The sequence below is a fragment of the Grimontia marina genome, assembly GCF_900060185.1.
Taxonomy (GTDB): Bacteria; Pseudomonadota; Gammaproteobacteria; order Enterobacterales; family Vibrionaceae; genus Enterovibrio; species Enterovibrio marinus.
Map to the genome: position 1 here is coordinate 37,100 of NZ_FIZY01000002.1, position 15,332 is coordinate 52,431.

Annotated in this window: 13 protein-coding genes; 11 read left to right on the forward strand and 2 right to left on the reverse strand. The window is 47.7% G+C overall.

Annotation, left to right across the window (positions count from 1 at the left end; genetic code table 11):
* The first annotated feature begins 75 nt into the window (after positions 1-75).
* The 4 genes from GMA8713_RS01725 to GMA8713_RS01740 are packed head-to-tail and all read left to right on the forward strand — an operon-like array spanning position 76 to position 7,017.
* Complete coding sequence (locus tag GMA8713_RS01725; protein ID WP_062705147.1) at positions 76-2,142, forward strand: type VI secretion system Vgr family protein; 2,067 nt, start codon at positions 76-78, stop codon at positions 2,140-2,142.
* Positions 2,130-2,939, forward strand: a complete 810-nt coding sequence (locus GMA8713_RS01730) for a DUF4123 domain-containing protein (protein ID WP_062705149.1) — start codon at positions 2,130-2,132, stop codon at positions 2,937-2,939. Before GMA8713_RS01725 ends, GMA8713_RS01730 begins: the two co-directional genes overlap by 13 nt.
* A gap of 3 nt (positions 2,940-2,942) precedes the next feature.
* A complete protein-coding gene (locus GMA8713_RS01735) occupies positions 2,943-5,945 on the forward strand; it encodes a hypothetical protein (RefSeq protein WP_062705150.1) in 3,003 nt (1,000 codons plus the stop codon).
* Positions 5,926-7,017 carry an SEL1-like repeat protein gene (locus tag GMA8713_RS01740; RefSeq protein WP_062705152.1) on the forward strand — a complete coding sequence of 364 codons (1,092 nt, stop codon included), beginning with the start codon at positions 5,926-5,928 and terminating at the stop codon, positions 7,015-7,017. Before GMA8713_RS01735 ends, GMA8713_RS01740 begins: the two co-directional genes overlap by 20 nt.
* A gap of 228 nt (positions 7,018-7,245) precedes the next feature.
* Here the strand turns inward: GMA8713_RS01740 and GMA8713_RS01745 are convergent, their stop codons facing one another.
* Together GMA8713_RS01745 and GMA8713_RS01750 are read right to left on the reverse strand one after the other, a co-directional pair.
* Positions 7,246-8,502: a type II toxin-antitoxin system HipA family toxin gene (locus tag GMA8713_RS01745; RefSeq protein ID WP_062705154.1), complete on the reverse strand. Its 1,257-nt coding sequence runs from the start codon at positions 8,500-8,502 to the stop codon at positions 7,246-7,248.
* Entirely contained in the window at positions 8,499-8,828 is a 330-nt protein-coding gene (locus GMA8713_RS01750; RefSeq protein WP_062705353.1) for a helix-turn-helix domain-containing protein, read from the reverse strand. Before GMA8713_RS01750 ends, GMA8713_RS01745 begins: the two co-directional genes overlap by 4 nt.
* A 142-nt stretch (positions 8,829-8,970) precedes the next feature.
* Here GMA8713_RS01750 and GMA8713_RS27215 point away from each other — a divergent pair, with 142 nt between their 5' ends.
* The 7 genes from GMA8713_RS27215 to GMA8713_RS01785 all read left to right on the forward strand — a co-directional run bounded on the left by GMA8713_RS27215 (position 8,971) and on the right by GMA8713_RS01785 (position 15,147).
* A complete protein-coding gene (locus GMA8713_RS27215; RefSeq protein ID WP_062705156.1) occupies positions 8,971-9,258 on the forward strand; it encodes a hypothetical protein in 288 nt (95 codons plus the stop codon).
* Positions 9,259-9,636: 378 nt separating this feature from the next.
* Positions 9,637-11,001 (forward strand): type II toxin-antitoxin system HipA family toxin, encoded by a 1,365-nt coding sequence (locus GMA8713_RS01760; protein ID WP_062705355.1) that lies wholly within the window; start codon positions 9,637-9,639, stop codon positions 10,999-11,001.
* A complete protein-coding gene (locus tag GMA8713_RS01765) occupies positions 10,998-11,471 on the forward strand; it encodes a helix-turn-helix transcriptional regulator (protein ID WP_062705158.1) in 474 nt (157 codons plus the stop codon). The genes GMA8713_RS01760 and GMA8713_RS01765 overlap by 4 nt, the downstream gene beginning before the upstream one ends.
* Positions 11,472-11,643: 172 nt before the next feature.
* Positions 11,644-11,886 (forward strand): type II toxin-antitoxin system Phd/YefM family antitoxin, encoded by a 243-nt coding sequence (locus tag GMA8713_RS01770; RefSeq protein WP_062705160.1) that lies wholly within the window; start codon positions 11,644-11,646, stop codon positions 11,884-11,886.
* 4 nt (positions 11,887-11,890) lie between these two features.
* Positions 11,891-12,190: a type II toxin-antitoxin system RelE/ParE family toxin gene (locus GMA8713_RS01775; RefSeq protein WP_062705162.1), complete on the forward strand. Its 300-nt coding sequence runs from the start codon at positions 11,891-11,893 to the stop codon at positions 12,188-12,190.
* A gap of 228 nt (positions 12,191-12,418) precedes the next feature.
* A complete protein-coding gene (locus GMA8713_RS01780) occupies positions 12,419-13,180 on the forward strand; it encodes a DUF2927 domain-containing protein (RefSeq protein ID WP_062705163.1) in 762 nt (253 codons plus the stop codon).
* Between the two features lie 368 nt (positions 13,181-13,548).
* Positions 13,549-15,147, forward strand: coding sequence for a S8 family peptidase (locus tag GMA8713_RS01785; RefSeq protein WP_062705165.1), 1,599 nt, complete (start codon positions 13,549-13,551; stop codon positions 15,145-15,147).
* Positions 15,148-15,332 lie beyond the last annotated feature (185 nt).

Below are 15,332 nucleotides of genomic sequence, written 5' to 3' on the forward strand. Positions count from 1 at the left end.
TATAAAGAACAATACTGCGATGCCCCTGAAGGGTTATCGATAGACCTGGTTAACAGGCTCTGATTGGGAAGATGTATGGCTACGGAAAGCGGTCTCCAATTTACTCTCACCGTCGAAGGCTTGCCCGATGACACCTTTGCTGTGCTTGAATTCTCGGGAGAGTCAGCGCTCTCTACACCCTATTTATATAAGGTCAAGCTAGCCAGCCGTCAGGATACCGTCTCCAAAGAGTCAGTCGTTGACCGCAATGTCACCCTGATGCTCTGGCGTGATGGGGAGCTGGTCCAGCTTATTCATGGCATTGCCCGCCGCTTCACTCGGGGAGATACCGGTTTTAGCCATACGTTCTACGGGTTAGAAATCGTCCCGGCTTTGTCGCGGTTATCCCTTCGTCAAAACAGCCGCATTTTTCAGCAACAATCCGCGCCCGAAATCATCAGTATCCTGCTTCAGGAAATGGGCATTGATGACTATGCCTTTTCATTGTCTGCCACGCCTGAAGTGCGTGAATACTGTGTTCAGTACCGTGAGACGGATTTAGCGTTTCTCCAGCGTCTTGCCGCGGAAGAAGGCATTTTCTATTGTTTTTTGTACGCCAAAGGCAAGCATACGGTGTTGTTCTCCGACGACACCCAGACCTTGCCTTCATCGGGGCAGGCTTTCCTCTACAACGCCAATGTGGGTGGTATCAGTGACCAGCCCTTTGTGAAAGGCTGGCAGTATACGGCGCAAGCCCGCCCGTCTTCCGTCACGCTCAAAGATTACAGTTTCAAAAAGCCTACCTACAGTTTTCTACAAAACAAGGCCGGCACAGAAATGAGTTTCCAGCGCGGTACGTACGAACATTATGACTACCCCGGCCGCTTTAAAAGTGACAGCTCGGGAAAGCCGTTCACCCAATACCGCTTAGAGCATTTACGCAGCGATGCACTGACTGCCACGGCATCAAGTAACATCATGCAGGTCGATGCCGGTCAGGTCTTTGAGCTGGAAGAACACCCTGATGGCGCCAATAACCGTGACTGGGTTGTAGTCAGCATGAAGTGTGAGGGCACGCAACCGCAGGCACTGGAAGAGCATGGCGGTGAAGGCATGACCACCTTCCACAATACCTTTTCGGTGATCCCCGGCCATCGCCCCTGGCGACCCAAACCACAGCCAAGACCTTGTGTTCATGGTCCTCAAGTTGCCATTGTCACCGGCCCTGAAGGAGAAGAGATTTTCTGTGATGAACACGGACGCGTTAAAGTCCAGTTTCCGTGGGACCGCTACGGCAACAGTGATGAAAACTCCAGCTGCTGGGTTCGTGTCTCACAAAGCTGGGCGGGGGCGCAATACGGCATGATGGCGATCCCACGTATCGGCCATGAAGTGATTGTGTCTTTCCTTGAAGGCGATCCTGACCAACCGATCATCACCGGCCGCACCTATCACGCGACCAATGTGCCACCCTACCCGTTGCCTGCCAACAAAACCCGCACCGTGCTCAGAACGGAAACCCATCAGGGTGAAGGCTTCAATGAACTGCGCTTTGAAGATCAGGCGGGACAGGAAGAAATCTATGTGCATGCCCAGAAGGACATGAACCTGCTGGTGGAAAACGATCGCAAAGACAACATCAAGCATGATCTCCATGTCGATGTTGAAAACGAGCGTTTTTCTCATATCAAAGTGGATGACCATCTGACCGTCGACGGACAAAGCAAGACGCATGTCAAAGGCGACAAAACCGTGGTCACCGACCAGTCTTTCCACATTAAGGCCGGCACCGCGGTGCTGAGTGAAGCTGGCGTAGAAATCCACCATAAAGCCGGTCAGAAAGTAGTCATGGAAGCCGGCACGGAAATCACCCTGAAAGTAGGCGGTAACTTCGTCAAAATCGACCCTGCTGGCGTGCATATTGTCGGCACTGCCGTAAACCTGAACTCGGGCGGCGCTGCCGGATCAGGCTCTGGGTTTGGTGGGGCGATGCCGGTTATGCCGAATGGGGTGACTGCGCCGAAAGCGCCTGAGGAAATACAGCCAAATTTTGCCACTGCGCTGCTTTATGCCGCAGAAGCTCATGTACCTATTTTGCCACTTTGTGGCCAACAAAGTGATGGCACCTGCACACTGGGGAATGATTGTCGATGCAAACCGTAACCTCAGGAGACTTGGTTGAGGAAACAAGCAAAACGTCCCGCTTGGTATTGTTGTTGGACACGCCCTGTTTTGACGAGAACGAGTGTTACCAACTGTTAGAAAGTACAACCAATTATCCACTGTTCAAGGGTACACCCTTTGCGTCGATGCTCCATGTGTCACCTCATCTCATCGAATTGGGCGAAGAACATCAAGCTCTGCTTGAAGCCTGTCTGGAAAAACGTTCGGGTTGCATTGTTGTCAGTGATGAACCACTGAAAGACATGCAACAAGCACTTGCAAAGCAGCTGGTGGTGAAAAGTGCTGTCCATGGTGTCAGTTATCTGCGGTTTTATACCCCAATGGTCACCCGTGCCATGATTGACGATAGTATCAACCCTGATCCAACCTGGCCCATCGGGGAGGGAGTCTACCTTCCTGATCTAAAAGGAAAGAAATGGCAACCCATTGATTTATCAAACGTCCGCTCAAGCATCACCGAACAAACTACGACGTTAGTGGAGGAGCAAATTCAAATATTTCGAATGGCATACTCTTTAGGCGAAACGCCGGAATGTCAGGCCCTAACAGACGGTGAGCTACATCGCTTAGCCACTGCTATCGTCTATTTTCAGCAGTTACCTGATTTCTCGTTCAAAGCACTGGTGACGTGGCAAGCTTATTTGATGGACCATTATCATGGTTTTGCTGATATTTGTTGGCACTCCTTTTTTAGAACAACCAAAAATATCCCCGAGGCAATGGAAGCTGCCAAGCAAGTTGTCATAAATAAAAACACGCCAGCGTTGGGAGAATAATAAATGGACAAGCCCACGGTCATCGAACTGCCTGAGTCGCCCTCTATCCCTACAAGGGGAGCGTGCCCCATTGCGCCGCTTCCGCCGAAAGTGTGCGAGCCCGATAAAACGCCGGTTCAATACCACGACATTATCTACATCGTGAACAGCCACACATTCTATTTGCTGACCGAAGAAGCGAGCAGCTACATTCAAACCGCAGAAGATAAACTGGCAGGCGTGAAAGGAAGCGATCACAAGGCAAAAGCGCTTTCAGGGATTTCTCAAGGGTTTACCATCGCCGCGATTCCCGAGTTTCTCTCTAAGCAAGATAAAGCGCGCTACGACGAGATCCTCTCCTTGCTGGAGCAACCATTGCCTAGAGGAAGGGCAGAGTTGCTTACTGAATCCCGTAAACGTCACGGGTATTACATCGAGCAAAGAGCTTTAGAAGACAAAGCCATCGATATCGCCACCGACAAGAAGCATGGCTACACCTACAACAAAGGGCAGTTGTTTACACCGAGAGAAAGCAAAATTCAGTCTCTGCTAAAAGCCTATGACGCTGCTAAGAAAGCTTTTGCAAAAAACAAAGATATACCGCCAGATGACCAAGTAGCCGCGCTTAAAAAAGCACTGGAAGCGCACAAAGCATTCATCACCCAGTACGCACCCCATATGCTCTGGCCGGACCCCATGAACTACATCGAGGCCGAAAAACAACTGGCTGAAAAAAGTAGTTCGCTGCACAGGCTTTCAAATTGCATCACCGACCTTCAAGCCTTAGGCGTGGCCGTCCCCGAGTGCGCATTATCACTGAGTGGTGGAGACGGCATGGCCCTGTTAGCGCAATACTTTGCCCTGAGAAAGGAAGAAGAAACGCTGGAAGATGCATTACGCCAGCGTCTGAAAACCTTGGCAAAAGCAGCGGATTACCGGAACATCCCCCCCTCGTCCATCTTGAAAGACGAATATGAAAAACTGAAAGTTCTGCAAAAAGAGGCCAACCGTCTTTATAACCTGGCGCATCAGTTGGCGTCACAGCATCAGCTCTTACTTGTCTGGGATGTGACCGATTACAAAGAAAAGCCTGTACAACAACTGGTGAAAGATGACTTTCCCCTGCGCGAGTTTCTACTCGGCGCGCCAAAACCGGGGGCAGAGACAGCGCCCTCCGCACAGCTTCGCTACATGAGCTTGGCCGATATCCCACACCAGAGCGAGGCCGGTCAGCCAGTGAATGTCAGCTTCACCTCCCGACAAGACAGCGACAGCGCTTTTCAGCGCATTCTCAACCAAGGGCTGGCTACTCCGCTTAAGATTGAAAGTAAGTGGTTTGACGAGCATGGCCTGTTTCACCCTGATGCCTTCCATGCCGCCCTTGCAAAGCAAAACATCGAAGTCGCGAGCCTTCAGGCAGATCCCAGTGTATGGAATGATGCCGTGAGAGGCGTGGTGTATCGAGACTTTATCAAAAAACGGCTAGACCCTTTTGATAGCAGTTATCAGGCGCAATACTTCAGGTTCAGTACTCAACAGGGCAAAGGTGAAATTGGCCGGGTCTCGAATTATACCTATGAGAAAATAATCGATTACACCGGTACAACCAAGACAGGTGAACAATCTGATGAATCACTCAAAAGTGTCCACAAGGTTGAAGCCAAATACACACTGGCGGCTGCACGGGGAGAGCTGAACCTGATAGGTGCCGCTACCGGGAAGCCTTATCTCTCCTTCCCGGAAGAGTCAGAAATAAAACAGAATAAAGAGCTCGTGCTGACACTGGAAGCGCACGACAAAAGCGCAGGTAAAACCTTTTCTTTTCCCTTTAAACCCGGCTTACTACGAACGCGGCTTTACCTCAAGGCTTACGGATTTGCAGGTGCAAGCTTGGCCAGCGAGCAAAACATATCGTTGACCCCGGAAGGGCTAAGACCTTTCACTACCTTAAAAGACAAAGAGGTCAAACTCAGCTTAGAAGCCAATGTCGGGGTAGAAATGGCCTGTTATCTGGATTGGTTTTTGCCAAGCAGTGTCGATGACGGTATCGGCGTGCCGGATTTCATTGTGCCCAAAGATGTAAAAATGCTGACCACCCTCAAGGGCAGTCTCGGGGCCGAGGTGGGTGCTGAGGTCAGCCACTTGGTGCCGCTCTCCCTGCGCTATGTGAAAGAAAAGCTTTATCTGCGCTTTCAGGTGGGCCATGCAGCCAAACTGGTGATAGACGGGGAAATCATGCCAGAGGCAATAGGCGCATGGGTGTGGCAATTCCAGCGTATATTGCGTCAGGCTAACTACCACCCCGTGAACATTGCGGATGATGAAACTTTTCAGGCACTCTCCACCTTCAGCCGCGCCTGTTTGCTTTCTCAAATGCAGGTGGGTTTGTTCCTGGCCAAAGGCAAAGACAGCTGGGACAAAATCATGACGATATTCCAAAGCAGCCCCGCGCCTATCGTGGCCCATGTCTTCACCATTGGCAATGAAGACGCAATGAAACCCTGGATACAGATGATGGTGCCGGAAGGGCTCGCCCCTTTGATTGAGACGCTGCTGACAGAGCCAGAGGCGTTTGGCATAAATGAAAATATTGACGGGCAAGAGATAACGAAATTCGAAAAGGATGACGTTCTCGCCATGCAACAAATTGCGCTGATGAAAATTTTTATGTGGCTGCATGACATCTGGGCAAGATACCCAACACAACGCCAGCCGGTATTGCGGCAAGTGGAAGAGGCGCTAAGCCGCATGCAGGGCAACCATGAACTGAAAGCGCAGCGGGAGCTTGATTTTATGGTTAATTGTGACCGAGTGGAAGCGATGCTAAATCAGCGCGTTATGATTACTGGCGAGGGCAAAGAGGGCTTAGCAAGAGAATATAGAAGACTCACTTTTGGATATAGCCCCTATCATTTTCGCGATTTGACTATCGCCCAATACGAAAGCATTAAACTGCGTGAAGGTGAACTCCGAAATGAAGTATTTGCCGACCTGCAACGACAATTTGATGGCAAAATACGCATTTAGCCTTAACCATTGTCTGAAAAAGAGGACGCCATTTGCTATGCCCGAGTTTGCTAAACCTGTAATAAGAAATATTTGGGTACTCTTGATGCTGATGTTAACAGCGTTATCTCCAGCTAACGCCGAGACGCTCACCCCCGCCCAAGCCTATGAAAAAGGTAAAATTCTCCATTTCCAGGACAAATTTGAGGAAGCCGAGCCTTATTTGCTGCAAGCCGGGGAAAGTGGGTATTCGGCCGCGTACTATCTGATTGCAAATGCGGGGCACTTAAATCGCTACCTAATGAGTGATAAAGAGTACAAATTTAAAAAACTCGCTGCAGAAAATGGTCACCTAATGGCAATGATTGGGTTAACAATGCCTCGTAGCATTAGTCCGCAAAAAAAATATTGGCGAAACACCATTCAAAATATTCTTTCTCCGCACGCTGACAAGAATAACCCCCTTGCATTGCAGATGCAGGGGTATGCAACCCCTATCGAAGAATACGACGAAATGAGCCTACTTAAGACAGCGGCTTATGCCGGATATCCAAAAGCCCAATGGAAGTTAGCACGTCGTTATGAAAGCGGCGAAAGCTGGTTTTTCCTTCCCGGTAGCCGAGAAAAAGAAGTCGCGAAGCTTTACGAGGCCGCTGCGCGTGGGGGGTATCACGAGGCCATTTGGTATAAAGGTGTGAGGGCAGTAAAAAGTGGAGACATCGAAGGTGGAATGGGCATATTGCAGACACTGATTGACAAAGGTGATGCTTCAAAGGTTTCAAGTTTGGGCTTCATGCTTTCAGAACTGCCAGACATTGATGATGCATGGAGCTATGACGACAAAATGCTCGGCTCGACCTATTTGAGAGCAACAGCCACTGCAATGTCAGACTTTGATGACACTTTCGAGGTGTTTGACAAAGAAGCCGCCAAATTACTCACCGATGAAGAAAAAGTACAGGTCGACAAACTCGCAGAGGAATACCTCAGCAATCACACCGTCTATAAACAAGACGGTCTTGATGAATATGAGTATACGGTTGATAACCTTCACACTGCCCTTGAGCGCTGGGGCGGCAATGCGATTGAGTAGCTATGGGTCAAGAGACCTGACAGAGCTCAAGCCCAAAGCGGGGATACCCGCAAATTTTTAATGCCGATATCATCAAGTGATTGCAATAGTTCAACAGTTATATTTCCCATCATAATGTCAGTGACTCTCTAGCCACTGGCATTCTTTCTGCTTAAAGCAGTGTCATGAACCCCTTAACCTAAATAAATCACTGATTGAATCCGGTCATTCGAACAGTAGAGGATTCGCTTATGCGAACTTGAAGTCGATACCCAATCGTTTCCAATGCTTCTTCAAAGCGTCTTTATGCTCAGTATCCATGGGGAGTTTTTGAAGCATTTCAGGCCAGTCTTTCCGAGCTAAGTTCATCACATCAATCAGGTGTGGCTTAATCGCAACCCATGGCACTCCTGCTTTCTTGGCCCAAAATTCAAAATGCTCCATGGTGATTTCAAACCAATTTCTGGTACCTACCATGTTCAACGCAAGGCTGTCATTTTCAATATACGGAGAGGTGAATACCACGTCATAAAGGGGCGATAAGCGCGGAGAGTAAGCATCGCTATAAATCAACGTCCAGTTTTTAAGGTGTGCATCGCCGTTTCCTAGCAAGATGTTAATCAGTAGCCTTCTTGCCATCTGCTGAATGTCTTTCAATCGTTCAGAGCTGGATTGATAGAGCACGCTGCCTAGTTGCTCATAGTTAACCCTTTGATATTTATCCGATGGATAAAGGCCAAACACTTGAGCAAAATCTTCCGTATGTATTCGCCCCTTCTCGTTACGGTCGAACCGCTTTATGCCATAGGCATGTTGCTCATCCGGCAGTTTAATACTAGGCAGCCCCTCAAGTTCATTCAGTTTGATTAGCCGAATTTCCGGAATATCTGCCCCCGCCGCTTCAGCTAACCTCATGCAGGTATATTCATTGACAGGAACACCTTTGTGGACAGTAGAAGGGGTTTTTATAATCCACATATCATCAGAAATTTCCTGATCGATATGGTATCGGCCATCTAGGTGTGATGAGGAAAACTTCATCTGAACGCCAGCTAATGAAAACTTGGTATCCGCGTGTTTCACATTGATTTGCTGCGGCTCTGTCGATAATCGCTGCTCCAGTGCCCAGGCAGGTAAACCTCCTGCTTTTATTGGCTTAGCGATGATTGCGCCTGGCAAGTTAGCGCCTAAATAAGCAAGGATTGAGAATTCATTGTTTACGTGGCATTGGAGCGCTTTGGCTGTCAGTTCTCTCAATGCTCCTTCTGGCAGCAGGTTGGACAATACAGGTGGGATTTTGTCGGTCCGGATCTGAGGCTTACTTAAATAACCAGGATCGCGCAGTTGCCTCAAGGTAAAAACAGGTCGTTTATCCGCTGGCATCGAGGCAAATTCAGGATTGAAGGTCAGTATATTTTTCCCACCGGCATAATGCGTAATCACAGCCACATCGATACCGTGTAGTTGAATGTTTAAACCTTCAACTTTTTCGGTTTGCCTGCTCATGATCCATTCCCTGAACCAAACCAAAAATTCAGGTCATCTGAGTCATCCGCTAGCTCATTTTTGCCTTTACCAAGTGCGCTTTGACTATCTGCTGCCGTTTCGACTGAGGTAGATGCTGCTTTTCTTCCCTTAGGCACTATCGAGAGTTCCAAATCCAACCCTTCCAGCACTCTGAGTAAGGTCGAAAGTTTCACGTCATTGCCGGCTTCAATGCGTTGATACTGTTGCTGCTTCATGCCAATTCGCATGTACATATCTTTTTGCTCGATACCCAGCTTTTTACGTTGCTCAATGAGCAACGCTGCAATTTCATTAATATTCTTCACCACACACCTCAAACAACTCTATCGTTGTACCAGCTGTAATAAACAACACATTAGTTGTAAAATGCTCAGATAACAACTTTAATGTTGTACATCATGTTACGAACAACTTAGAAGTTGTGGCTACCAGCCTCTCTCGAGTTTCATGAAAAGCGTCCCTGCTGTCGACCAAAATGACATTATCAATACTCCGGGTAGCGCGGATTGGCGGGTAGCCATGAATACCGTAAAGCACCACATCACGGGCGGTGGTTCCGACAATGAAATAAGGTACGCCAAGCCCGTTGATGATCCGCACCAGGCCATAAAGCGCATGCTCAAACTGCGGGTTAAGGGAGTGAGTGAATGTATAGGTATGGGTTATTTAAGATCTCTGCACAAACCAAAACCCGGAGGCAGCAGCACTGGGAGCTGGAAAGAGGCAACCCCGTGAAAGTCTTCAAAGGGCCCGGTTTTACGCCCTCTTAATTCGGAAATACAAAGGATTATCTTCATTATCCCTTACCGGGGATAAATCTTCATTTATACCCACTAGGGGATAAGAGCTGATGTTGGTCGCTCAAACATCACCCAAATCGCTCGATTTAATGAAATCACTGATTAAAGAGTAATTAATCACTCATTAAATGTTTATTGCTAATATTACGAGTAACTATCTACTCGTTTTTTTGCGCATCGTCTTTTTCTCTGAGAGCTTTTCACTACAATCTAAGTCAGGCATCTACTTTTGAGTAGATAAATACTCATTAATTGAGTTTTGGTGAGTTTATGCGTAAATTAACACCCATTAGTGAACTCCGGGGTAATGATGATGGAACAACTGACGATTCAGGCATTTATCAATGAACAATGGCTCGATATCGCCATCATTTCATTCCCTGAAAGTGACCAACACAACTACAAAGTCACCGCTGTTGACTATTTGCAGGACTATGCGATTGATCATTTTGAAAAAGATGACCTGCACGCAGTTTCCATCAATCATCCAGTCGCTTTTTTCTTTGATGATAAGGGAGAGTCCGGTTGGTTGAAGTTTCTCGACGACATCATGCCCAGTGGTGCCAGCAGGCAATACTGGGTTAAGCAATTAGACATTGAAGATCTTCCCCCTGCCGAGCAAGACTACGTCTTGTTGAGGTATGGCACCATGTGTCCTGTTGGCAACCTTAGAGTCAAAGACTCTCTCCCAGATCGTTTTGATCTTGCCGATAATCTGTTCTTCTCGGTGGAAGATGTGAAAAGCCGCGCCAGTGACTTTCTAGATTACGCCCAACAGAGAGGTGCTGCGGCAGGCGGTGCAACAGGTGCAGGGGGAGAAGCGCCCAAGCTCCTTCTTCGCGCGGCTATCGAAGATAATCCAATTCACTGGAAAATATGGATAGACCCTTATCAGGACAACAACAGCAATCGGGATTTGCACTATTTGGTTAAATACCCTCGTGGCTCAAGAAGTATCATAGACTGCGATATTCTCCGCGCAGAGTTTCATTACTATCATGAACTGACAGAAATGGGGTTTGACACTATCCCAGTCGAGCACATGCGCCTGGAAGAAGGATCGCACTACCCCTCATTGTGGCTGCCTCGCTTTGACATTCGCTATAACTCTGAAGGGCAAATCGAAAGATTTGGCATGGAATCGCTCTATTCCATCTTGGGTAAAAGTGCTGGTGTTACCATTTACCATGAAGAAACCATCAGAGCACTCATCGATAAAATCACTCAGAGTCATATGGTGACGAACCAAGGATATCACTTTGATATTCAGGCATTCGTTATCGAATGGGTTAAAAGAGATCTTCTCAATATCCTCTTCGGAAACAGCGATAACCATGGGCGTAATACTTCATTTCTCAAAGGAAATGGTTACATCAAACTCGCGCCCATTTACGACTTTGCGCCAATGAAAGCAGACCCATCGGGTATACCAAGAACAACCAAATGGAAGGCACCGCTAGAGGTTGGTGGAACCTATGATTTTGTTGGAATAGCAAACACTTTGTCTGACCTGGTACCTAGCGAAAACTTGCTTCAAGCACTGCGTGATACGGCGGCCCAATGTATGGGTTTAAAGCAAAGACTGGCAGCAAAAGGGGTACCTGAAAAAATTCTCGAACTACCGGGTATTGGGTTCAACCATATCTCTGACAAACTGGCTAAGTGGGGGCTTCGATGAGCACAAACAAACCGTTACTTAACGAATCAGCTAGAGCGACCGTCGCTCGCCTGAAAGCCAACCGATCACAGCTTTCACAAGTTCAATCAGATATCAATGAAGCCACACAAAAGACCGTTTCAAACTCTCGGGCGACTCAAAGGGTGTCAAAGAACAAGACACCGGTTAATGCAGCTGAGCGCAAAAATGTTGCCAACCGAATCATCAAGCAATTGCTGTTCGGGGAATTAACCCAAGGGCAAGCCTTAAAGGCGCTTAGGATAGATGTGCTGGGATTAAAGCAAGATGTGTTCGCCAAACTGGTCGACATTTCTCGAAAAACGCTTTCGGACATTGAGAACGATAGGGGCAGTTATAAGACGGACATATTGAACAAAGCATTTAAGCCATTTGGCTTGAAAGTGGGCTTGCTCCCAACCTCAGTCAGTACCTTGAACTCTTTATTGCAGAGTGAAAGAGCAACGGATTAATACAGATTTATGGCTTAGATTTAGTTACCACGTATAAACCTTCTTCTATACCCACTTGGAAAAAAGCCAATGGATAACGCTTAAATATCACCCAGATCGCACGATTTAATCAAATTGCACATTTAGTGCGACAAGTTATACTCTGACTGTACTTTCAAATTGGAGCTCGATCATGCAGACACTAACAGCAAATGACGCCAAGCGTAATTTTGGAGAGTTACTTCTGAGCGCTCAGCGGGAACCAGTGAAAATCAGTAAAAACAGTAAAGACGCTGTTGTCGTCATGTCTATCAGGGACTTTGAAGAGCTTGAAGCTATGAAAGTCGAATACCTCAAGCACTGCTTTCATTCAGCCAAAGAAGAGCTCAACAGCGGTAAAACTGTCGACGGGGAAAGCTTTCTAAGTTCACTGTAATTATATGATAAATAATAAATATAAGTTAAGTCAGTTAGCTCAATCCCATTTACTCAAAATAAAAAGCTACACCGTCGAAAACTTTTCTGAACTGCAGTGGCACAATTACAGAGAAATACTGCTTTCTGGGTTTCAGATGTTAGCTGACAACCCAGATATGGGAAGAAGCTGCAGCGAAATTTACCAGAATGGCTTCTATTTCCACATTGGCAAACATACTGCTTACTACACCAAGGAAAACGGCTTCATTCTCGTTGTTGCAGTGCTGGGCCAATCACAGCTGTCCCAAAACCACCTGAAATAGTTTGCGTTGAGCGCAATATCGCTTCAGTAGATTCGGCTCCAAGAGTGACGCAAAGTTTACTCATACGGGCTCCTCTTGCGCTACCCGCACCTCCCAAACAAATATGTTTTGGACGATGGAATCTGGACATCTTACCTTCCAACTGGAAACTTTACCCACTGATTGTCATTATTCATATTATGCCGTCGTTATAACGCCGACGTTTCTGACTGGGCCATGGAGAGCCAAATGCGAATTGTTATCTGGGGGCTGATGCTGTCTCTGCTGTCTGCCCCTGCTCTGGCGAAATGGGATGACCCAGAGTATGTCAAAAGGGCGTTTAAACTGATTGCCCTCAGCAATGAATATGACAGTGACGAGCACCCTGTCCGTAAGTGGCAAAAACCGATCCGTATCTATATTGACCACCGTGTGGGCGATAAGGAACTTCATGGCATGCTGGCCAACAACCAGATTGACGATTTGGTGAGGGCAACAGGGCATGACATCAAGGTGGTGAATTCTCCGGAAAATGCCAACATCCGCATGGTGTTTACCCGCCAGAGCCGCTGGCAGAATGAAACCCGTGAATTGTGGCCGACACAGGAAAACTTTCCTTTTCATGGTGCCATCTGCATGGCGCATCTTTCCGTCTCGCCCAAGACGGAAATCAAAGAAGCACTGATTGTCATTCCTGTCGATCTCGCCCGCGAACGCGGTAAGCTCTTCGCCTGTGTGGTGGAGGAGCTGACTCAGGTGATGGGCCTGCCGAATGACTCTGACAAAGTCTTCCCTTCCATTTTTAACGATGGCTCTAAAAACAATGTGATGACAACGCTGGATATCACTTTGCTCCGCTTGCTCTATTCGTCAGACGTTCATGCGGGCATGACAGAGCAGCAGGTGATGCCGCTTCTAGATAGCTGGTTCAAGCAAAACCCCAACTGGTTGAAGCAATCGACCGATATGTATCTTAAGAGCAAGTTCGTGTCTGATTTTGGGTTGAATTAGCCCAGTCTCGGCAGGGAACGGTCAGCGCTGACTGACACCGACTAACAAATCAAATCCAGCACTTTATATGCAACAAAAGCAAAAAAGATGAAATTTAATAGCACACATTCATCATTTGGATAGTTAATAATTTCTATTTTAGACATGGTAGTCATTAGAAAAGAAAGAAAAAGAAACGCCTTAACAGAATGTTCCGCAGTCACCTCAAATGTGCTTTTCTCTCCCCAAACAAATTATGCAATGAGATGCATTATCATATAGATATTTTTATTGATAACCGAAGCCAGTTTGCTCCTGGGCTTCGGAGACAAGAGGCTGTTGATTGTCACCAGCCATCTTGATCACTAAAATAAAATAGGAATATCAATATGTTAATAAACAAACTCAGTTGGTATATCACTGTTTCACTCGCGGTTATCTCTACGTCGGGTTTTGCACAAAGCAAAGAAGATCTGGGCATTGAGAAAGATCTTGGGATGACGATAGAAACGCAGAAACTGGCCCCCTTAGTGGTGGCCTCAGACGATCAGGCGATAAAAGACAGATACATCGTGATCCTCAAACAGCCGTTTTTCCAAACGGGGAGCGTGGAAGAGATTCAGTCTTTCACGGAGCAAGCTGTCGCCAGTATTGAAACAGAGCAAGCGCTGACCATCGATCAGGTCTTTGATCGCTCTATCAGTGGCTTTGTGGCTGAATTGTCACCCGAGCAACTCCACGCGTTACGACAAGATCAGAGAGTGGAGCTGATTGAACAGGACCGTATTATCTCGGTCGATCCCCTTGAAGGAGAAGACACCAACCAAAGCAATGCGATTTGGGGTTTGGATCGTATCGATCAGCGCGACCTGCCGCTGGATGGCAATTACAGCACTGACTTTGATGGTAGCGGCGTCACCGCTTACGTGATTGATACCGGTGTGACGATTACGCATCCTGAATTCGGTGGCCGGGCGGTATCAGGCTATGACTTCGTGGATAACGACGATGATTCAACAGACTGTAACGGGCACGGTACGCACGTTGCGGGCACCATTGGGGGTACAAAATATGGTGTCGCCAAGAACGTGAATATTGTCGGTGTCCGTGTCTTGAGCTGTTCAGGCTCTGGTTCTACGTCGGGTGTGATTGCGGGCGTTGACTGGGTTGCCGCGAATGCATCTGGCCCTTCTGTTGCGAACATGAGCTTGGGCGGTGGGGTCTCTATCGCGCTTGACCGCGCTGTTGCAAACGCTGTAGAGAAAGGAGTGAGCTTCATGCTCGCTGCGGGTAACTCTGATGCTGACGCGTGTAACGCTTCACCGGCAAGGGAGCCAAGTGGCGTCACTGTGGGTTCTACGATGAGCAGTGACAAGCGCTCGAGTTTTTCAAACTGGGGAAGCTGTGTCGATGTCTTTGCTCCGGGCTCCTCGATTAAATCCGCCTGGTATGACGGCAGTTATAAAACAATCAGCGGAACCTCAATGGCAACCCCGCATGTAGCTGGTGTCGCCGCTCTGTATCTGCAGGAAAACAATACCCTGTCTCCGGCCGAGTTATCGGCGCTTATCAGCCAACGTGCGAGCGTAGGTAAAGTCAAAGATCCGAGAGGAACAGTCAACAAACTGGCTTACAGTCTGACAGACGGTGGCTGTGGTGATGATTGTCCACCTCCGGTAGAAGGCATTGAGCTCAATAACGGGGAAGCTGTTACCGGTATTGACGTGGCTGCCGGAGAAGAAGTGGATTTCTTCATTGATGTGCCTGCGGGCAAAAGCCTCTCTATCATGATGAGCGGTGGTACGGGCGATGCCGATTTGTACACCCGTTTTGGCGAACAGCCCACCACCACAGAATGGGACTGCCGACCATATGCTTGGCGTAACAATGAAAACTGCGAGGTTTACAGCACCCAAGAAGGCCGTTATCACATTATGGTCAGAGGATATGTAGCCTCTGGCGGCATCAGTTTAGAAGCGAGATACTGAGCAAAGGGGAAGATTTAACACTTTGCTGAGGAAGCTTTCACGCTTTACAAAAAAGGATGACTTGCCGTGTAAGTCATCCTTATTGCCGATGATTAGTAGGAGAGAGGTGCTCACGACAAACATTATGTGAGAGAGGCAACTTAACAAGGCCACCAGTGTATTCTTCTCCAGATATAACCTTTTTG